33 protein-coding genes are annotated in these 19,056 nt (G+C 42.4%); 3 read left to right on the top strand and 30 right to left on the bottom strand.

The window, feature by feature from the left end:
- Positions 1–46 precede the first annotated feature (46 nt).
- Positions 47–868: a CHAD domain-containing protein gene (locus tag BC643_RS07505; RefSeq protein WP_170154493.1), complete on the top strand. Its 822-nt coding sequence runs from the start codon at positions 47–49 to the stop codon at positions 866–868.
- Here BC643_RS07505 and BC643_RS07510 read toward each other — a convergent pair.
- From BC643_RS07510 to BC643_RS07520, 3 genes are all read right to left on the bottom strand, one after another.
- Positions 859–1,908, bottom strand: coding sequence for a glycosyltransferase family 9 protein (locus BC643_RS07510; RefSeq protein ID WP_120272504.1), 1,050 nt, complete (start codon positions 1,906–1,908; stop codon positions 859–861). The two genes, BC643_RS07505 and BC643_RS07510, sit on opposite strands and share 10 nt — an antisense overlap.
- 1 nt (position 1,909) lies before the next feature.
- Positions 1,910–2,284, bottom strand: coding sequence for a DUF6165 family protein (locus tag BC643_RS07515; protein WP_120272505.1), 375 nt, complete (start codon positions 2,282–2,284; stop codon positions 1,910–1,912).
- 168 nt (positions 2,285–2,452) lie between these two features.
- Positions 2,453–3,427 (bottom strand): glycosyltransferase family 2 protein, encoded by a 975-nt coding sequence (locus tag BC643_RS07520; RefSeq protein ID WP_170154494.1) that lies wholly within the window; start codon positions 3,425–3,427, stop codon positions 2,453–2,455.
- Between the two features lie 228 nt (positions 3,428–3,655).
- On the opposite strand from BC643_RS07520, the gene BC643_RS07525 reads away from it, so the two are divergent.
- Both BC643_RS07525 and BC643_RS07530 read left to right on the top strand, forming a co-directional pair.
- Positions 3,656–4,693 (top strand): sensor histidine kinase, encoded by a 1,038-nt coding sequence (locus BC643_RS07525; protein ID WP_120272507.1) that lies wholly within the window; start codon positions 3,656–3,658, stop codon positions 4,691–4,693.
- 18 nt (positions 4,694–4,711) lie between these two features.
- Positions 4,712–5,431 (top strand): LytR/AlgR family response regulator transcription factor, encoded by a 720-nt coding sequence (locus BC643_RS07530; protein ID WP_211338008.1) that lies wholly within the window; start codon positions 4,712–4,714, stop codon positions 5,429–5,431.
- Between the two features lie 26 nt (positions 5,432–5,457).
- Here the strand turns inward: BC643_RS07530 and BC643_RS07535 are convergent, their stop codons facing one another.
- The 27 genes from BC643_RS07535 to rplW all read right to left on the bottom strand — a co-directional run bounded on the left by BC643_RS07535 (position 5,458) and on the right by rplW (position 19,044).
- The gene (locus BC643_RS07535; RefSeq protein WP_120272508.1) at positions 5,458–6,483 is read right to left on the bottom strand and encodes a glycosyl transferase family 90; all 1,026 of its coding nucleotides are present in this window, start codon (positions 6,481–6,483) and stop codon (positions 5,458–5,460) included.
- A 199-nt stretch (positions 6,484–6,682) separates the two neighbouring features.
- On the bottom strand, positions 6,683–7,198 hold the full coding sequence (gene rplQ, locus BC643_RS07540; protein ID WP_120272509.1) for a 50S ribosomal protein L17: 516 nt from the start codon (positions 7,196–7,198) through the stop codon (positions 6,683–6,685).
- 6 nt (positions 7,199–7,204) lie between these two features.
- A complete protein-coding gene (locus BC643_RS07545) occupies positions 7,205–8,197 on the bottom strand; it encodes a DNA-directed RNA polymerase subunit alpha (protein ID WP_120272510.1) in 993 nt (330 codons plus the stop codon).
- A gap of 20 nt (positions 8,198–8,217) precedes the next feature.
- Complete coding sequence (gene rpsD, locus BC643_RS07550; protein ID WP_120272511.1) at positions 8,218–8,826, bottom strand: 30S ribosomal protein S4; 609 nt, start codon at positions 8,824–8,826, stop codon at positions 8,218–8,220.
- Positions 8,827–8,847: 21 nt separating this feature from the next.
- On the bottom strand, positions 8,848–9,237 hold the full coding sequence (rpsK, locus tag BC643_RS07555) for a 30S ribosomal protein S11 (protein WP_120272512.1): 390 nt from the start codon (positions 9,235–9,237) through the stop codon (positions 8,848–8,850).
- Positions 9,238–9,251: 14 nt separating this feature from the next.
- Positions 9,252–9,629 carry a 30S ribosomal protein S13 gene (rpsM, locus tag BC643_RS07560; protein ID WP_120272513.1) on the bottom strand — a complete coding sequence of 126 codons (378 nt, stop codon included), beginning with the start codon at positions 9,627–9,629 and terminating at the stop codon, positions 9,252–9,254.
- A 27-nt stretch (positions 9,630–9,656) separates the two neighbouring features.
- Positions 9,657–9,773, bottom strand: coding sequence for a type B 50S ribosomal protein L36 (gene ykgO, locus BC643_RS07565; protein ID WP_081782363.1), 117 nt, complete (start codon positions 9,771–9,773; stop codon positions 9,657–9,659).
- Positions 9,774–9,783: 10 nt separating this feature from the next.
- Complete coding sequence (gene infA / locus BC643_RS07570; protein WP_107820959.1) at positions 9,784–10,005, bottom strand: translation initiation factor IF-1; 222 nt, start codon at positions 10,003–10,005, stop codon at positions 9,784–9,786.
- An 84-nt stretch (positions 10,006–10,089) separates the two neighbouring features.
- Positions 10,090–11,433 carry a preprotein translocase subunit SecY gene (gene secY / locus BC643_RS07575; protein WP_120272514.1) on the bottom strand — a complete coding sequence of 448 codons (1,344 nt, stop codon included), beginning with the start codon at positions 11,431–11,433 and terminating at the stop codon, positions 10,090–10,092.
- A 5-nt stretch (positions 11,434–11,438) separates the two neighbouring features.
- Positions 11,439–11,885, bottom strand: a complete 447-nt coding sequence (rplO, locus tag BC643_RS07580; RefSeq protein ID WP_120272515.1) for a 50S ribosomal protein L15 — start codon at positions 11,883–11,885, stop codon at positions 11,439–11,441.
- 20 nt (positions 11,886–11,905) lie between these two features.
- A complete protein-coding gene (gene rpmD, locus BC643_RS07585; RefSeq protein WP_120272516.1) occupies positions 11,906–12,085 on the bottom strand; it encodes a 50S ribosomal protein L30 in 180 nt (59 codons plus the stop codon).
- A gap of 6 nt (positions 12,086–12,091) precedes the next feature.
- Complete coding sequence (gene rpsE / locus BC643_RS07590) at positions 12,092–12,607, bottom strand: 30S ribosomal protein S5 (RefSeq protein WP_120272517.1); 516 nt, start codon at positions 12,605–12,607, stop codon at positions 12,092–12,094.
- Between the two features lie 5 nt (positions 12,608–12,612).
- Positions 12,613–12,969, bottom strand: a complete 357-nt coding sequence (gene rplR / locus BC643_RS07595; RefSeq protein WP_120272518.1) for a 50S ribosomal protein L18 — start codon at positions 12,967–12,969, stop codon at positions 12,613–12,615.
- A gap of 14 nt (positions 12,970–12,983) precedes the next feature.
- Positions 12,984–13,541, bottom strand: a complete 558-nt coding sequence (gene rplF / locus BC643_RS07600) for a 50S ribosomal protein L6 (protein ID WP_120272519.1) — start codon at positions 13,539–13,541, stop codon at positions 12,984–12,986.
- A 16-nt stretch (positions 13,542–13,557) separates the two neighbouring features.
- Positions 13,558–13,956, bottom strand: coding sequence for a 30S ribosomal protein S8 (gene rpsH, locus BC643_RS07605; protein WP_120274196.1), 399 nt, complete (start codon positions 13,954–13,956; stop codon positions 13,558–13,560).
- Positions 13,957–13,983: 27 nt separating this feature from the next.
- Positions 13,984–14,253 carry a 30S ribosomal protein S14 gene (rpsN, locus tag BC643_RS07610; protein WP_120272520.1) on the bottom strand — a complete coding sequence of 90 codons (270 nt, stop codon included), beginning with the start codon at positions 14,251–14,253 and terminating at the stop codon, positions 13,984–13,986.
- A gap of 3 nt (positions 14,254–14,256) precedes the next feature.
- Entirely contained in the window at positions 14,257–14,814 is a 558-nt protein-coding gene (gene rplE, locus BC643_RS07615) for a 50S ribosomal protein L5 (RefSeq protein WP_120272521.1), read from the bottom strand.
- Positions 14,814–15,137 carry a 50S ribosomal protein L24 gene (gene rplX / locus BC643_RS07620; protein WP_120274197.1) on the bottom strand — a complete coding sequence of 108 codons (324 nt, stop codon included), beginning with the start codon at positions 15,135–15,137 and terminating at the stop codon, positions 14,814–14,816. Before rplX ends, rplE begins: the two co-directional genes overlap by 1 nt.
- Positions 15,138–15,154: 17 nt before the next feature.
- Entirely contained in the window at positions 15,155–15,520 is a 366-nt protein-coding gene (rplN, locus tag BC643_RS07625; RefSeq protein ID WP_120272522.1) for a 50S ribosomal protein L14, read from the bottom strand.
- Between the two features lie 2 nt (positions 15,521–15,522).
- Entirely contained in the window at positions 15,523–15,780 is a 258-nt protein-coding gene (gene rpsQ, locus BC643_RS07630) for a 30S ribosomal protein S17 (protein WP_120272523.1), read from the bottom strand.
- Positions 15,781–15,792: 12 nt separating this feature from the next.
- The gene (gene rpmC, locus BC643_RS07635) at positions 15,793–15,990 is read right to left on the bottom strand and encodes a 50S ribosomal protein L29 (protein ID WP_120272524.1); all 198 of its coding nucleotides are present in this window, start codon (positions 15,988–15,990) and stop codon (positions 15,793–15,795) included.
- 2 nt (positions 15,991–15,992) lie between these two features.
- On the bottom strand, positions 15,993–16,427 hold the full coding sequence (gene rplP / locus BC643_RS07640) for a 50S ribosomal protein L16 (RefSeq protein WP_120272525.1): 435 nt from the start codon (positions 16,425–16,427) through the stop codon (positions 15,993–15,995).
- 26 nt (positions 16,428–16,453) lie between these two features.
- Positions 16,454–17,176: a 30S ribosomal protein S3 gene (rpsC, locus tag BC643_RS07645; protein WP_120272526.1), complete on the bottom strand. Its 723-nt coding sequence runs from the start codon at positions 17,174–17,176 to the stop codon at positions 16,454–16,456.
- A gap of 10 nt (positions 17,177–17,186) precedes the next feature.
- Positions 17,187–17,600 (bottom strand): 50S ribosomal protein L22, encoded by a 414-nt coding sequence (gene rplV, locus BC643_RS07650; RefSeq protein ID WP_120272527.1) that lies wholly within the window; start codon positions 17,598–17,600, stop codon positions 17,187–17,189.
- Between the two features lie 37 nt (positions 17,601–17,637).
- Positions 17,638–17,904 (bottom strand): 30S ribosomal protein S19, encoded by a 267-nt coding sequence (gene rpsS, locus BC643_RS07655; protein WP_120272528.1) that lies wholly within the window; start codon positions 17,902–17,904, stop codon positions 17,638–17,640.
- Between the two features lie 15 nt (positions 17,905–17,919).
- Positions 17,920–18,744 (bottom strand): 50S ribosomal protein L2, encoded by an 825-nt coding sequence (gene rplB, locus BC643_RS07660; RefSeq protein WP_120272529.1) that lies wholly within the window; start codon positions 18,742–18,744, stop codon positions 17,920–17,922.
- A 9-nt stretch (positions 18,745–18,753) separates the two neighbouring features.
- The gene (gene rplW, locus BC643_RS07665) at positions 18,754–19,044 is read right to left on the bottom strand and encodes a 50S ribosomal protein L23 (protein ID WP_120272530.1); all 291 of its coding nucleotides are present in this window, start codon (positions 19,042–19,044) and stop codon (positions 18,754–18,756) included.
- Between the last annotated feature and the right edge of the window lie 12 nt (positions 19,045–19,056).

Raw genomic sequence — 19,056 nt, forward strand, 5'->3', positions numbered from 1 at the left:
AGAAATTGAATACCGGAATTCAACCTTGCAAAACAATAGGAGTACAATGGCAAACAGTTTGGCTGAAACATACAGGCGACATGCAGAAGACTTTTGGGAAAACCTGCAAAAATGCGTTTCGTTAGTGAATGACAAGGATATTCACCAACTGCGTTTGTCTGTAAAGCATATGCGGGCCATTTTTAAGCTGGCAGGATTTTTCAAAGAATGGCCGTATCATTTTACATTGGAATTTGGTGAAGTGCACGAGATTTTCGAGATCGCCGGACGACTTCGGGAGATTCAGATGAATCGGAAAATACTCGGAAAACTGAAAGAAATGGATCTTTCTAACTACAAAATGGCCCTGATTGACCAGGAGACGCAATGTAAAAGGGAACTATTGGAATTATTGGAGAACTTTTCGACTGATCGGTACGGACAAGTAACAGAATACTTCACTGCGCTTATCGAGACCATTGAGGAAGACAAATTGTTATCGGATACCGAGCATTTCATTCAGCAGCAGGAACAACAAATAGCAGAGCTTAGAGCTATTTCAACGGGTTTCGAAAATTATCACCGGATTCGGAAACACTTGAAACAAATTGGGATTGTGCTACGCTACGCGTCTGACAAAGCAGAATCTCCGCGCAATCAAATCTATCGATCCGAATTTGATAAATTAGAAACAATGCTTGGCTCATGGCACGATACGGAAGTCTTTAAAAACTCAATTCAGCAGTTTGCCGAATCCACAACCGACAAACCAAACAAGGAGATAGCGAAGGAATTAATTTTGCTGCTAACGGAAGCAAACAAGCTGTGCGCAACTGAAATTGGCGGGCTACTGGATAAACTGATCCGCCATCGCGAAAATCAGCGTTGAAGCGGATGGTCCAGCAGAAAACCGACTCGCTCTGCGACCTGGTTTACCGAGATGTATTTCATGCAGCGAACATCGCCGTAAATACACTTCTTATTCCCGAATACAGAACACGGACGACAACGCAGTGCATCACCTCTGTATTGAATCATGTTTTCATCGGGCTGGTGATAAGGCGCGAAACCAAGCGATGGATGCGTCGCTCCCCAGACCGAAACAACCGGAATTCCGGCCATTGCCGCCAGGTGCATATTGGCCGAGTCCATTGAAACCATCAAATCAATCAGGGGCAACAACTTGACTTCATCAGCCAGTTTGACGTACCGCCCGGCAACTACACAGTTCGGGAACGCCGACGCCAAATCGTCTAAAATCTCCATCTCTTCCTTCCCGCCCCCAAATAAAACGACTTTCGAATTGGGGATTCGCTGTAACAACGAAATCAGCTCACGGGTCTTTTCAACACCCCAGACTTTCTGTTTGTGCTTGGCAAAAGGTGCAATTCCAACCAGCACTTTTGTCTCGGCAGCATCGATTTTCAGCAATCCGAGCGCTTCGCTCCTTAAGCCAATTGGGAACAGCGGAGGAGGCGGAAGGATGAAACGAAAGCCTGCGCTGGAAAAAGCAGCTGCGTAGCGATCTATTGACGAAGGCAGTGTTTCGTGCGACTTGGTCTTCACGGCATGCTTCTTCTCTGCTCGCCCCTTATTCAGTTTATGAACCGAATAGCCACCGCGCCGAAAATAAAAATTGAGAATGTGCGTACGCAAAACCTGGTGCAAATCGAAAACATGGTCGGGATTGATTTCCTTTTTCAACTGTCGGTAAAGTCTGAACAAACCGCGCGCTCCCTTGTGCTTGCCTTTCAAATCGGCAGCCACCAAATGCAGTCGGTCTATTCCTTCGAATACAGGAAAAAGAAAAGGACGGGTCAGCAGGTAAATCTCCAGTTTCGGGTTCGAATCGAGCAAACCTTTCAAAACCGGGAGCAACATCACCACGTCCCCCATCGCCGAAAAACGATACACCAAAATTTTCGTCATACTATGCGTAATCTTCGTATGATTTTTCTTCAATTAACGACGAACCGGTCAGCTCGTTAATTTTGCGCTTCACCTCCGAACGTTTGTCATTGGTAAAGTATACCGAACGAGCCACCTCGATAAATTCGGCGCCAAAATCTTTTGCTTTTTCCAATTCGCGGATCCGGTCCTCAATATCCCACAACTGCTTGTTGATCGTTAAAAGCTCTTGATAAAGCGGATGGTCTTTCGCAATAATTTTGCTCACTGCTTCGTCCAAAACAGCGAATTCAGCCTTCAGGTTTACCAATTTCTTTTCGTCCTTGATATTTTCCAGTTTGATTTCAATAATCGTCAATTTATCAGCGATTTCGCCATTTGATACTTCTATCTTCATCTCAGTTTAATGTTAGATTTTCAATGAATATTACGGGAACAAAGTTAATCATTTCCCGCGAGCAGCAAGCAATCTGCAGTTTCAGTCAACCTTGGGATAGCTGACTCAATGTAAGTCGTTTCAGGGCTTCCGGGTATCGAAACCGAATTATATTTAAAAACAGGTCGGTCATTTTTTGAAGTTCATCGCGCGGGGACTCATCCAACTGCGATTTACAATTGCATTGAAGTAATAAGTCAGCAAACGAACGTACAAACGCCCGTATGCCCGTAGTTTTCGGTTGAAAAAAAAAGGAATACTCAGCAAAGCCGGCAACAGTTTTCCAATCAATCCACCAATGATGGTAAACAGGTGCATTACAAAAGCTTTCAGCCCTGTGAAATGACGGGACACGTAAACATGCTTCGAGATGCGCACTTCAGCCTTAGTCAGCGCTGCCGTTTTAGGATTGATCCGGGTGGCACCACCATGATTGTGGATCATCGAGAATTTGTTTGTCAAGGCCACCTTTCCCCCGAGATCACACACCCTGCGACACAACTCTACATCTTCGTAGTACAGCCAGTAATCTTCACACCACCCTCCGGTCTGCCTGAAGTGATCCGCAGAGATCATCATCACCGAACCGGATACCCAATCGGGGAAGATCAGCTCTTTCGTGCTCGCATGCTTTTCAGCCAATTCCCGCTTATGCACCTTTTTATAGATGGATCGCGGAATTCCGTTGAGTGTTGCCAAATCGGGAAACAGGTTGTACGGATTCTCCTCCTTGCCTGCATTATTTTTCTGACGACAAGACAACAACATGATATTGGGCCGAGTCGTCAATTCCTCCAACATGCCCCATATTGCTTCTTTGTTGGCGATGATGTCCGAATTCATAAACAGGAAATACGAACCGGAAGCATGAGCCGCTCCGACATTGCAGCCATTTGAAAAACCATTGTTCCCGCTATTCAAAATGAAACGGACAAAGGGGAACAGCTGCTTAAACTCGTCCAATTTACCGTCATTGGAACAATTATCTACAACAATCACCTCCAATTCATTTTGCGCAGAAGCGACTCCCTGCAACGATTCCAGACAGTTGCCGAGATGTTTCCACCCGCGGTAGTTTACAATGATGACTGATAGTTTGACCACAATTAACGTTTCCTATTTCGGACAAAAATAGATTAAAGCCCGAATAATACTCTATTTCCAGTAAAAAAAGAGCCTACCCTAAAAATAGCGACTTACCTCTTACATCCGGATTTCTCTCCCGGTCGGTTATTGGATTCGGAGCCAATACAACAAAAAATATGTAAATTGCTGTAATTTTTCACGAACTTATTCGTCGATAAACCGACAATATGAACCAGAGAATGCTGCATGCCTAAACCCGAAAAATACCGCAAACTCAAAAATACAGGCCATATCCTGTTTTGGATCGCTAGTCTGGTCTTTGCCCTTCTTTCGTTCGATATTGTTTCGGAACACAAACTCAATATCTCCCCGGATTTAATTCTCAAGGCAATTATTTTGAACATGGGCTTTGCGCTCTCCGTCTACATCAACTTTTACCTGCTTATCCCGCGGTTCCTTAAAAATCAAAAATACATCTTTTATACCTTCTGGTTAATCCTGACTTTGTTTGTGGCATCGTTGGCTGCAAGTCTGATCCTGTCGTGGGTTGACCAGCGAAATTTTACCCGGCTCCTGCTCTCTGCCAATTTTTTCACGTCGGCAGGCTACGTTTTGATTACTTCGCTGGCTAAGTTCCTGGCCGACTGGATCGAGCTTCAGGATATTTGGTTACGCTACAACAAGGCCGAACGGCAACGCCTGGAGGCAGAGCTGAAAACACTGAAAGCACAAATCAATCCGCACTTCCTTTTCAATAGTTTGAATAACATTTACTCGCTCGCTTTGATCAAGTCCGACAAGACCCCTCACCTGATTTTGAAACTGTCGGATTTAATGCGACACGTGCTTTACGAATCGCGCGAAAACTTCATTCCGCTAAAAAAAGAGATTTCATTTGTAACAAATTTTATTGAATTGCAACGTATTAGACTGAGTGAACAGGTAAAAATCCGATATGAACTGAAAGGAGAAGTGTCGGAGCGAAAGATAATGCCGCTTATTTTCGAGCCGTTTTTGGACAATGCATTCAAGCATGGCCCCAAGACATCAACCGACGATGTTTTTATCGATATTCGGCTCGATATCCGGCAGGACGACCTGACTTTTGAAGTCAGGAACAGTTGCAACCCGGAAATGATCGGCAAAGCGAAAGGTGCCCATGGCGTTGGACTGGAAAATGTGGGCCAACGACTTGAGATGCTATACGGAAGCAAAGACTACAAACTCGATATCAACACTGCAGAAAACGTCTTTGCTGTCAAACTAAACGTAAAATTGAAATAAACGCTGAAATAGAAAAACATGCTGGTAAAAGCGATAATTGTTGACGACGAGCCACTGGCAAGACAAGTGATTTTGGAATATGCGAAAGACATTCCGAACCTCGAAATAGTGTGCACTTGTCCGAACGCATTGGAAGCAAACAAAACGATCAAAGAAACGCAGGTTGATCTGATGTTCCTGGATGTTGATATGCCGATATTATCTGGTCTGGACTTTTTGAAAAACATCACCCATGCCCCGCTAGTGATACTGACGACTGCTTACACCGATTACGCACTAGAAGGCTACGAACTGAATATTCTGGATTACCTGAAAAAGCCTTTTGGATTTGACCGCTTTTTTAAAGCATTTCAAAAAGCTGAGGAACAACTGAGCCTGTTGCAACTAAAAACAAGTTCGCAAAAAGATAATGCCAAACCGGAGTACATTTTTATTAAATCGAACAAAAAGACAGTCCGTGTTCAAATTGAAGATATCCGCATTATTGAAGGTTTAGGCGACTACATCAAAATACACTTGAAAGATCAGCACCTGGTCACTAACCTTTCGATGAAAAAGATGGAAGAGTTACTGCCGGAGAATGATTTCATTCGAATCCATAAATCCTTCATCATTCGGTTAGACTCGATCCAGGCGATAGAGGGCAATCAAGTTGAAATTATCAAGCAAAAGCTACCAATCGGGAACAACTATCGCCAAAGTTTTAATGAATTGATTGAACGTCGTATTATCAAGTAAAAGAGAAACAACTGTCGCAGGATGTTCTAGTTTGCTCCTGCGAAAGGCCCCTGCCCTGTCATATCGAAATACTTCTTGATAACCATCAGCGAAATCAGGCTTTCCCGTTTTTTGTTTTTAAACTGCTTCACGTAGTTGTTCGCGTTCTGGATAATCTGCAATGCCTCATCCTCGTGCTCGATGTAATAGCTCAAACGTTCCTGCAAATCGCTGTAATCCGACTTAATTTCTACATAGTGATAGTCGGGAATCAACTTCCCCTCCATAAACCAGGTTTCGTAAATTGGCTTCGGCATTACGGCCAACGAGTTCGACGACATCACCCACTTCAAATTAGTTGCTACATCGTTTCCTTCGAGACACAAAATAAACTTGTAGTTCAAATGTTCGCGTAAAGTAATCTTCGGTAACTGCCACCGGTGACTATCTTCATTCAGGTTGATCTGTCCAACATTGCACATCGGATGATCGAAATACATTTCCAAGAACTTTTGTCGATGCGGCTGGCTCACAGCAGAACGCCCAATCAGCATGTCCTTCTTTTCGGCAAAGGGAACCGGGTCGTTCACAAATAAGAAATGCCGTGCTTTAACCAACTTTAACACGACTGAGTTTCTGTTGTCGCCATGAATAGGGCGGCTCTTCACAAATGCTGGTAAATCGGGAACTGTTGTTACGTCACCAAACAAAAAGTTAGCACGTTTTTTAAAGCTAAAATACCGAATATACTGATAGCTGTCGAAATAGTAAACACGCTGCCGCTCGGGTAGCTTATAATCCTTCAACGATTCGAGTTTGTCTTTAATCGTACTACATTCTGTCAGTTTATTGTAGTAATTGACCCGCTCGTAAACGTAATCAGCATCGAAAGCTTGAATGCGCTTTAGCTTGAAACGCAGTATAAACTGCGACCAAAACCGCGGTACAAGAAAACGGGAAAAAACGACGATATAATAGACTTGTTTCAGGTTCTTCTGAGTCAAACCCCACAAGCTATAGCGCAACTTTGTTAGTTTCTTGCTTCGTTTAGACGAATCAATACGATCAACCATGCCTTGTTTTTAAATGTGTATTAAAAGCTCTCCATCACTTCTCAAAGGTGTCATCAAAGAAAGAGGCTTTGTCTACCGCCACAAAAGTAAAAAAACTTTGTTTCCTCGACCTTTTATTCACTAAAACGACCCAATCCTTGGGGAACAAAAAAAGCTGACCAATAGGTCAGCTTTTTCTATGCAATTTGGTTTAAAAACCTTACTCAGCTTTTGGTTCTTCAGCTTGAGCCTCGTCAGCAGCAGGTGCTGCAGGAGCTTCAGCAACCGGTGCAGCAGGAGCTGTTTCAGCTTTCTTGCTGGCGCCACGGCGAGAACGACGTGATTTCGTTTTGGCTTCTTTTGCTTCAAGCATGTTTTCGTTGAAGTCAACCAATTCGATAATACACATTTCTGCGTCGTCACCTAAACGGTTTCCGGTTTTCAGGATTCTTGTATAACCTCCAGGGCGTTCAGCTACTTTTTCTGCTACATCGCGGAACAGTTCTGATACGGCTTCTTTGCTCTTCAAGTAACTGAAGACAATACGACGAGAGTGAGTCGTATCACTTTTTGCCTTTGTAATAAGCGGCTCAACATATATCTGTAATGCTTTCGCTTTAGCTGTTGTCGTGCTAATTCTCTTATGGAAAATCAAAGAGTTAGCCATGTTTGACAACATTGCTTTGCGATGAGCACTTTTTCTTCCCAGATGGTTGAATTTTTTATTGTGTCTCATTTGTGCTTATTCCTTGTCTAATTTATATTTACTAATATCCATTCCGAATGTCAGATTCAACGCATTCAGCAGGTCATCCAACTCTGTCAGAGATTTCTTACCGAAGTTACGGAACTTCAACAAGTCGTTACGGTTGTAAGTAACCAACTCGCCCAAAGTTTCAACATCAGCAGCTTTCAAACAGTTCAGTGCACGAACTGAAAGATCCATATCTACCAATTTCGTTTTTAGAAGCTGACGCATGTGCAGTACTTCTTCGTCGAATTCTTCGTTGGCAAATTTCTCGTCTGAGTCCAAAGTAATTTTCTCGTCAGAGAACAGCATGAAGTGGTAAATCAGAATTTTAGCAGCTTCTTTCAACGCATCTTTCGGATGAATTGAACCATCAGTTTTGATTTCCAAAACCAACTTTTCGTAGTCAGTTTTTTGCTCAACACGATAGTTTTCAACTGCATATTTCACGTTACGGATCGGCGTGAAAATCGAGTCAATCGGAATTAAACCAAACTCAGCATCTACCGGCTTGTTTTCAGCGCCAGGAACATAACCACGACCTTTGTTGATGGTGATTTCCATTTGCACTTTAACATCAGCTTCCATACGGCAAATAACCAATTCCGGGTTCAGAACACGGAAACCGGTCATAAACTTGTTGATGTCGCCGGCAGTAAAGGTTTCCTGTCCAGTAATGGTGATAGAAACTTTCTCACTGTCAAGATCTTCAACTTCTCTTTTGAAACGAATTTGCTTTAGGTTAAGGATGATTTCAGTTACGTCTTCCATCACGCCTTTAATGGTCGCAAATTCGTGGTCTACGCCTTCAATCTTTACAGTTGTGATTGCGTAGCCCTCCAAAGATGATAACAGGATTCTGCGCAAGGCATTACCGATTGTAATACCATAACCAGGTTCCAATGGACGGAATTCGAATTTACCGAACCGCTCATCAGATTCTACCATTATTACTTTGTCAGGTTTTTGGAACGCTAATATTGCCATAATAATACTGAGTAATTTTATTATTTAGAATACAACTCGACGATTAGTTGTTCTTTAATGTTTTCAGGAATTTCTTCCCGTTCCGGACGGTTAAGGAACTTACCGGTCATTGCTGAACCATCCCATTCCAACCAAGCGTATTTGTTGTAGCGGTGTGAAGTCAACGCATCGGCAACTACTTCCAATGATTTTGATTTTTCACGAACGCCAACCACGTCACCAGGACGCAACTGGTAAGAAGGAATGTTTACGATTTCGCCGTTAACAGTGATGTGTTTGTGAGAAACTAGCTGACGAGCAGCAGCTCTTGTACGTGCCAAACCAAAACGGAAAACAACGTTATCCAAACGAGATTCGAGCAATTGCAACAATACTTCACCGGTAATACCTTTAGAAGCTGATGCTTTGTGGAACAGGTTCGCAAATTGTTTTTCCAAAATACCGTAAGTGTATTTTGCTTTTTGCTTTTCCTTCAACTGCAGACCGTATTCTGATTTTTTACGACGACGGCTTGCTAACCCATGGAAACCCGGAGGGTAATTTTTCTTTTCTAATACTTTATCAGGTCCGAAAATCGGTTCACCGAATTTCCGGGCAATTTTGGATTTTGGTCCAGTATATCTTGCCATTATTCTACCAAATTAAAAAGATTAAACACGTCTTCTTTTTGCAGGACGACAACCGTTGTGCGGCATTGGAGTCACGTCAACGATTTCGTTTACCTGGATACCAACGCTATTGATAGCACGGATAGCAGATTCACGACCATTGCCCGGTCCTTTAACGAAGACTTTAACTTTTCTAAGACCCAAATCATATGCAGTTTTTGCACATTCTTCGGCAGCCACCTGTGCAGCGTAAGGCGTATTTTTCTTCGAACCTCTAAATCCTTTTTTACCAGCCGATGACCAAGAAATAACTTCTCCGTTATTATTAGTCAAAGAGATGATAATGTTGTTGAATGAGGAATGAACATGCGCCTGGCCAGTCGCTTCTACATTAACGACTCTCTTTCTTGTAGTTCCAGTTTTTTTTGCCATAACTTAACTATCTATTATTTAGTGGCTTTTTTCTTATTAGCTACAGTTTTCTTCTTTCCTTTACGTGTACGAGCGTTGTTTTTAGTGCTTTGTCCACGTACTGGAAGGCCAATACGGTGACGGATACCACGGTAGCAACCGATGTCCATCAATCGTTTAATGTTCAACTGGTTTTCAGAGCGAAGTTCACCTTCTACTTTGAAATTGTTGCTGATAACTGAACGGATAGCTGCGAACTGGTCATCATCCCAGTCAGCTACTTTCATATCAGGAGAAACACCAGCTTGTTCGAGGATATAGCGTGAACGGGCCCGGCCGATGCCGAAAACATATGTCAAGGCTATTTCTCCTCTTTTATTATCAGGAATATCAACTCCAACAATACGAGCCATAAAAAAAATTTTTACAAAGTTAATTAATTATCCTTGACGCTGTTTGAACTTAGGATTCTTTTTGTTGATCACGTACAAACGGCCTTTTCTGCGTACAATCTTACAGTCGGCACTGCGTTTCTTAATGGATACTCTTACTTTCATGATTCCTTATTTAATTTTTATATCTAAAAGTAATTCGTCCTTTAGTCAGATCGTAAGGTGACATTTCCACTTTCACCTTATCTCCAGGAAGAATTTTGATATAATGCATACGCATTTTACCAGAGATATGCGCTGTTATCACGTGTCCATTTTCAAGTTCAACCCTGAACATGGCATTTGATAATGCTTCAATGATTGTTCCGTCTTGTTCTATCGAGGCTTGTTTTGCCATAGTTTACTTATCTCTTTATTTTTATAACCGGTACAGTTCCCTGTACCGGTTGATATATTCTTTTAAAGAAAGATGTTAAGACTATTAATACATTGCCGCACCACCTCCTGTACGTCCTTTAATCCGACCTGATTTCATCAGACCATCATAATGGCGCATCAAAAGATGACTCTCAATTTGTTGTAATGTATCGAGTACAACACCTACCAAAATTAACAGTGATGTACCGCCATAGAAGTAGGCGAACTGGGTGTTAATTCCGGCCATCATAGCGAAAGCTGGCAGAATAGTTACAATACCCAGGAAAATAGATCCCGGTAATGTAATGCGAGACATAACGGTATCGAGGAATTCGACTGTTTTCTTTCCTGGTTTAACACCGGGAATAAAACCACCGTTCTTTTTCATGTCTTCAGCCATCTGCACAGGGTTTACTGTAATGGCGGTGTAAAAGTACGTAAACAAAACGACCAATACAAACTGAGAGAAATTATACCAAAAGCCAGTGTGATTGGACATTGCAGATGCAAAGCCGCTCATGCTGTCAGAGTTGGCAAAGCCGGCAAGGCTAATTGGAACAAACATGATAGCTTGGGCAAAGATAATTGGCATTACCCCAGCAGCATTCACTTTTAACGGTATGTACTGACGTACGCCCCCATATTGTTTGTTACCCACAATTCGTTTAGCGTACTGAACAGGGATACGGCGGGTACCTTGTACCAGCAGAATACTTCCCATGAACACGACGAACAGGAATACAAACTCAATTAGGAACATCACCATACCACCACCTTGTTGTTCGAGGCGCGAAATAAATTCGGCGAAGACAGCAAATGGCAGACGGGCGATAATACCGATCATGATAATTAATGAAATACCGTTACCTATTCCTTTATCGGTGATGCGCTCGCCCAACCACATAATGAACATCGACCCAGCTGTCAGAATAATTGTTGATGTTACTTTGAACATCCAGCCGCTAACAGCGAAGGCTTCTGCCGGTAATTGAAATGTTAAGTTGGCCAAATACGCAGGTGCCTGGAATAAAAGAATCAACACGGTCAGATAACGAGTTATCTGGTTGATTTTTCTTCTTCCTGATTCCCCTTCTTTTTGTAAACGCTGAAAATATGGAACGGCTATTCCCAACAGCTGAATTACGATAGAAGCAGAAATGTAAGGCATGATCCCTAAAGCAAATACGGATGCGTTTGAGAATGCACCTCCCGAGAACATATCCAATAACCCCAGCAACCCATCTGAAGTCTGTTGTTTTAATTGACCCAGTTGTGCAGGGTCGATTCCCGGTAAAGCTACATACGATCCTAATCGATAAATTAACAAAAGAAATAAGGTTAATCCCAAACGGGCTCTCAAATCTTCGATTTTATAGATATTCTTTAGGGTTTCGATAAATTTTTTCATTCGGTTTAGAGTATTTCAGTGGTTCCTTCTAATTTTTCGATGGCTTCTTTTGCGCTTTGAGAAAAGGCATGAGCTTTAACTTCCAATTTTAATGTTAAAGATCCATTTCCCAAAATTTTTACGCGGTCATTTTTTGAAGCCAGACCAGCATCAACCAAGGTTTGCACATCAATAGCTGAAAGCGATTTGCTTTCAGCCAATGTTTGCAATGTTTCCAGATTGATGGCTTTATATTCTACCCTGTTTACATTTTTGAATCCGAATTTCGGTACCACACGTTGCATCGGCATTTGACCGCCTTCGAAACCACGCTTGCGGCTATAGCCTGATCTGGATTGGGCACCTTTGTGACCTCTTGTAGAAGTACCGCCATGTCCCGAACCCTGACCGCGACCAATACGCTTTTCCCGTTTAACGGATCCTGTTGCAGGTTTAAGATTATTTAATTCCATAATTTCAATCCTAAAAAAATTTAAATTTCTTCGACTTTCACTAAGTGTTTCACTTTGTTTACCATCCCCATGATCGCTGGAGTAGCTTCATGTTCAACAGAGTGATTCAACTTTTTAATACCGAGAGCTTCTACTGTTGCTTTTTGGCTCTTTTCGGAACCAATAATGCTCTTCACTAAAGTAACTTTAATTTTAGCCATAGTTCCTTATCCTTTAAATACTTTTTCCAATGAAACACCTCTGTGCTGAGCTACAGTGTAAGCATCGCGCATTTCAAGCAATGCATTGAAAGTAGCTTTTACCAAGTTGTGTGGGTTAGACGATCCTTTTGATTTCGCCAGGATGTCGTGTACACCAACACTTTCCAGTACAGCACGCATCGCACCCCCTGCTTTTACCCCGGTACCGTGAGATGCCGGTTTCAGGAATACGTTAGCGCCGCCAAATTTAGCAACTTGTTCGTGAGGAATAGTACCTTTGTTGATAGGAATTTTCACCAGGTTCTTTTTCGCAGCGTCAACGCCTTTAGCGATGGCAGCTGTTACTTCACTTGCTTTACCAAGTCCCCAGCCTACGATACCGTCTTCGTTACCAACAACAACAATTGCAGAAAAGCTGAATGTTCTACCCCCTTTGGTTACTTTAGTAACACGGTTAATAGCAACTAACCGGTCTTTCAATTCTATGTCTGTCGTTTTGACTTTTTTGATATTTCCTGACATAATTCTTAAAATTTAAGGCCACCTTCACGGGCAGCATCAGCTAATTGTTTAACTCTACCGTGATACAAATAACCGTTACGGTCGAATACTACGTCGATAATACCGGCAGCAGCAGCTTTTTCAGCTAAAGCTTTACCTACAAGGCCAGCTTTTTCTGATTTTGTGCCTGTAGCAGCAGTAATATCTTTATCCAATGAAGAGACTGACAACAAAGTTGTACCTGCCAGGTCGTCGACCAATTGGGCATAAATTTGTTTGTTGCTGCGGAAGACATTCAAACGAGGTCTATCTGCAGTTCCGGAAACGATTTTCCGGATTCTCTTTTTTATTCTAAATCTTCTTTCTTGTTTCGTTAAAGCCATGGTTTCAAATTTTACTATTTAGCACCTGCAGATTTACCGGCTTTGCGACGCAATTGTTCACCAGCGAATTTCACACCTTTACCTTTGTAAGGTTCCGGAGCACGCAGAGAACGGATTTTTGCGGCAACCTGGCCAATAAGCTGTTTGTCACAGCTTTTCAGAGTTACGGTTGGGTTGCTACGCTTGTCGGTAACAGCTTCAACTTTTACTTCTGCCGGAAGTTCCAAATAAGTGTGGTGAGAGTAACCAAGTACCAAGTCCAACAATTGACCTTGGTTTTCTGCACGGTAACCAACACCGACTAACTCTAATTTAATTTCGTAACCAGCAGAAACGCCGATAACCATGTTGTTGATCAGGGCACGGTACAGGCCGTGCAGTGCACGGTGACGTTTCTGATCGGTTGGGCGTGTAACCGTCAATTGGGTTCCTTCTACTGCTACTTCAATCTCAGGGTCTACCTGCTGCGAAAGCTCGCCCAGTTTTCCTTTAACGGTTACCAGGTTTTCTGGAGTTACGTTAATGGTTACACCGGCTGGAATTTCAATGGGTAATTTACCTATCCTTGACATTGTTTTTCCTCCTTGATTAATAAACGTAACACAATACTTCACCACCTACGCCTTGTGCCTGAGCTTCTTTGTCAGTCATAACACCTTTAGATGTAGATAGAATTGCAATTCCCAAGCCGTTTAATACACGAGGAATGTTCTCGCTATCGCAGTATTGTCTCAAACCAGGTTTAGAAACTCTTTTGATTGATTTGATGGCTGGAGTCTTTGTTTCAGGGTGATATTTCAAGGCGATTTTGATATTGCCTTGGTAGTTCACCTCTTCTTCAAATTTGTAGTTCAGGATATAACCTTTGTCCTTGAGGATTTTGGTCATTTCCTTTTTTATGTTTGAAGCAGGAATATCAACTACGCGGTGTTTCGCTTTTTGGGCGTTACGGATGCGAGTCAAGAAATCTGCTATTGGGTCTGTAATTTTACTCATTACTTTACGTTTAAACGATTACCAACTAGCTTTTTTAACTCCCGGAATCAATCCTGCAGATGCCATTTCGCGGAAGTTGATACGTGAAATACCAAACTGACGAATGTATCCTTTCGGACGACCGGTTAATTTGCAACGGTTGTGCATACGTACCTTTGAAGAGTTCTTAGGTAATTTTTGCAAACCGACATAATCACCTTCTGCTTTAAGTAGTGCCCTTTTTTCAGCGTATTTTTCAACCAGTGCTGCGCGTTTAACCTCGCGGGCTTTCATTGATTCTTTTGCCATTGCTTAGTTCTTTTTTACGTTTTTAAAAGGTAAACCTAATGCTTTCAATAAGGCGAAGCCTTCTTCATCTGTTTCTGCAGAAGTAACGAAAGTAATGTTCATACCGTTGATACGGTTAACCTTATCAATGTTGATCTCAGGAAAAATGATTTGTTCCGGGATACCCAAGGTGTAGTTACCTTGTCCGTCCATTTTGCTCTCGATACCTTTGAAGTCACGAGTACGTGGCAAAGATACGTTTACAAGACGATCCAGGAATTCATACATGCGCTCTTTACGGAGTGTCACACGAACCCCGATTGGCATTTTTTTACGCAGTTTGAAGTTTGAGATGTCCTTTTTTGACTTGGTTTGAACTGCTTTTTGACCAGCGATCATTGTCATTTCTTCAGTAGCAACTTCAATGATTTTTTTGTCGGCAATTGCAGCTCCAACCCCTTGGTTCAGGACGATCTTTTGCAACTTCGGAACCTGCATAACAGATTTGTATCCAAACTCTTGCTTCAAAGCTGGTACAACTTCTTCCGAATATTTCTTCTTAAGTGTTGGTGTATAAGCCATTACTTAATCTCCTCTCCAGATTTTTTTGAATAACGAACTAATTTACCGTTGTCGCCGAGTTTCCGACCGATGCGAGTGCGAGATCCAGATTTAGGATCAACCAACATCAGGTTAGAAATGTGGATTGGCGCTTCCTTTTCAACAATACCACCTTGTGGGTTTTCCGCATTCGGTTTGGTATGTTTTTTAACCATATTAACGCCCTCCACAATTGCTCTGTCTTTGTCGCGGATTACTTCCAGGACTTTTCCTTGACGGCCTTTGCTGTTACCGGCAGTAACGACAACTGTGTCTCCTTTTTTGATATGTAATTTCTTCTGCATTTCTTTTCTTTTATGCATTAAAGTACTTCTGGCGCAAGTGAGATGATCTTCATGTTTGCTTCACGAATCTCTCTTGCAACAGGTCCGAAAATACGGGTACCGCGCATTTCGCCAGCGTTGTTCAACAACACAACAGCGTTATCATCGAAACGAATGTAAGAACCGTCTTGACGACGAACTTCTTTTTTCGTACGAACAACGATCGCTTTCGACACAGTTCCTTTTTTCATATCACTACTTGGGATAGCACTTTTTACAGTAACTACCACAACATCGCCCAACGATGCATAGCGCTTTCTTGTACCGCCCAATACGCGAATACAAAGCACCTCTTTGGCACCGCTGTTATCGGCTACTGAACATCTTGATTCCTGTTGTATCATGATTACTTAGCTCTTTCTAAAATTTCAACTAATCTCCAACGTTTGCTTTTGCTCAATGGACGAGTTTCCATGATTTTCACAGTGTCGCCAACGTGGCTATCTCCTTTTTCATCATGAGCGTAGAATTTGGTCGTTTTGTTAACGAATTTACCGTAGATCGGATGTTTTTCTTTCGTCTTTACGGCAACGACAACGGTTTTCTCCATCTTGTCGCTAACAACTACCCCGATACGCTCTTTTCTCAGATTTCTTGTTTCCATTAATTACACAAATTAATTTTGATTTAATTCCCGTTGACGCAATACCGTCTTCAGGCGTGCAACATTTCTCCGGGCAACTTTAATTTTCATTGGGTTATCCAGAGGAGATACAGCATGGTTCATGTTCAGACGTACCAAGGTCTCAGTTTCAAGCTGGATTCTTTCCAGGATTTCCTTGTCTGTTAATTCTTTAATTTCTGAAGTCTTCATAATTAGTCTTCTTTTTCAGTTTCAACATAATCACGTCTAACAACAAACTTTGTTCTCACAGGTAACTTCTGAGCTGCCAAACGAAGGGCTTCTTTTGCCATTTCGAATGGAACGCCATCGGCCTCAATCAAGATACGGCCCGGGCTTACCGGTGCAACAAATGCTTCAGGAGCACCTTTACCTTTACCCATACGTACTTCCGCAGGCTTCTTGGTAATAGGTTTATCGGGGAAAATGCGGATCCAAATTTGACCCTGACGTTGCATGTGACGGGTTACCGCAACCCTCGCCGCTTCAATTTGGCGACCGGTAATCCAGTGTTCATCCAACGTTTTTATTCCGAAAGAACCGAATGCCAATTGGTTTCCGCGTTGAGCGTTACCTTTCATCCGGCCTTTTTGGACTCTTCTAAATTTTGTTCTTTTCGGCTGTAACATCCTTTTTTAATTAAAAGGTTTTCGAATTATTTTCTTTTCTTTTTGAAACCGCCGCCTCTGTTTCCGCGTGGGTTACCACCCGGTGCATTGGATTTTTGTCCAACGTTTGGAGACAAGTCGCGTTTTCCGTAAACTTCGCCTTTACAAATCCAAACTTTAACACCCAACAAACCTGTTTTAGTCAAAGCTTCTGCCAAAGCGTAGTCGATGTCGGCACGCAATGTGTGCAGCGGAGTACGACCGTCTTTGTACATTTCGGAGCGTGCCATTTCAGCACCGTTCAAACGACCAGAAACCATTACTTTGATTCCTTGTGCTCCCATTCTCATAGTAGAGGCGATAGCCATTTTCACAGCACGACGATAAGCGATCTTACCTTCAACTTGACGTGCGATATTGTTGGCAACGATACGGGCATCGAGTTCAGGACGTTTAATCTCGAAGATATTGATCTGAACTTCTTTGCTGGTGATCTTTTTCAACTCTTCCTTCAGCTTGTCAACTTCCTGACCACCTTTGCCAATAATAATACCTGGGCGAGAGGTGTGAACAGTAATGGTAATCAGCTTCAGGGTACGCTCGATAATGATCTTTGAGATACTTGCTTTTGCCAAACGGGCATTCAAGTATTCACGGATCTTGGTATCTTCAACCAGCTTATCACCATAATCGTTTCCACCGAACCAGTTGGAATCCCATCCACGGATAATTCCTAAGCGATTTGCGATTGGATTAACTTTTTGTCCCATGTATTACTAATTATGCGTTTTCGTTTTCAATGTTTTTACTATCGAGGCAAAGTGTTACGTGGTTCGAACGCTTGCGAATGCGGTGTGCGCGGCCTTGTGGAGCCGGACGAAGACGCTTCAATTGGCGTCCACCATCAACAGCGATAGTTTTCACATACAAATTACTTTCCTCCAAACGAGTTCCTTCGTTTTTTGCCTGCCAGTTTGCAATGGCTGACATCAACAGTTTTTCAACTTTTCTGGAAGCTTCTTTTGACGAAAACTTGAGTAAATCAAGAGCGCGGTTTACTTCAACGCCACGCACCATGTCTGCAACAAGGCGCATTTTGCGAGGTGAAGTAGGGCAATCTTTCAATACTGCAACGTATTGCGTCTTTTTAGCCTCTTTAAGTTCGTTTGCTTTATTTCTTTTTCTAGCACCCATCGTGATTTCTTTTAATAGTTATTAAGAAACTCAGGAATTACCTTTTGTTTCCGCCGTGTCCCCTGAATGATCTTGTAGGTGCAAATTCGCCTAATTTATGGCCAACCATGTTCTCAGTTACATAAACCGGAATGAATTTATTTCCGTTGTGTACTGCGATGGTGTGTCCTACAAAGTCAGGAGAGATTACTGATGCTCTGGCCCAAGTCTTGATTACAGACTTCTTACCTGCTTCATTCTGAGCTAAAACTTTCTTTTCAAGTTTATACGCAATGAAAGGGCCTTTTTTTAATGAACGACTCATATTCTTCTCCTTTTATTATTTCTTGCGTTTTTCTACGATATACTTACTGGAAGCTTTTTTCGGCGCACGGGTTTTGTAACCTTTTGCCAACAAGCCTTTGCGAGAACGTGGGTGTCCACCTGAAGAACGGCCTTCACCACCACCCATCGGGTGATCAACAGGGTTCATAACCACACCACGAACGCGAGGACGACGTCCTAACCAACGAGAACGACCAGCTTTACCAGAGCGTTCCAAGTTGTGTTCAGTGTTACCAACAGTACCAACAGTAGCCTTGCAAGAAACAAGTACCATTCGAGCTTCGCCGGAAGGTAATTTTACGATAGCGTATTTTCCTTCACGAGAGGTCAATTGTGCATAAGTACCTGCACTACGTGCCATCACGCCACCTTGTCCAGGGTGAAGTTCAATGTTGTGAACCAACGTACCCAGAGGAATTTCAGCTAGTGGAAGGGCATTACCGATTTCAGGAGCGATACCAGAACCGCTTAAAACTGTTTGACCTGCTACCAAACCATTTGGAGCAAGCATGTAACGTTTTTCACCATCGGCATAAACCAACAATGCAATACGAGCCGAACGGTTCGGGTCATATTGAATTGAATCTACACGTGCAGGGATACCGTCTTTTTCGCGTTTGAAATCGATCACACGGTATCTCTTCTTGTGCCCACCACCTATATACCTCATTGTCATACGTCCTTGGTTGTTACGACCGCCGGACTTTTGAACGGGCTTCAACAATGATTTTTCAGGCGTTGATGCAGTAATCGTATCAAAGGCACCAATAATTTTGTGCCGTTGACCCGGAGTAACTGGTTTTAATTTTCTTACTGCCATTTCTATTTATTATATATTACTATAAAAGTCAATTGCATCTCCTTCAACCAATGTTACAACTGCTTTTTTAAACGCAGCTGTGCGACCGCTGATAACACCACCTTTTGTATAACGGCTTTTGTTTTTACCGCCATAAACCATGGTATTAACCGCAGCTACATTAACATTATAAAGAGCTTCAACCGCTTTTTTAATTTCTAGCTTGTTAGCATCTTTTTTGACGATAAAACCATAACGGTTCAGGCTTTCGCCTTGTGCCGTCATCTTTTCCGTCACGATGGGTTTAATTAAAATATTCATTTTTTATCCCCC

The sequence above is a fragment of the Mangrovibacterium diazotrophicum genome, from assembly GCF_003610535.1.
Lineage (GTDB): Bacteria > Bacteroidota > Bacteroidia > Bacteroidales > Prolixibacteraceae > Mangrovibacterium > Mangrovibacterium diazotrophicum.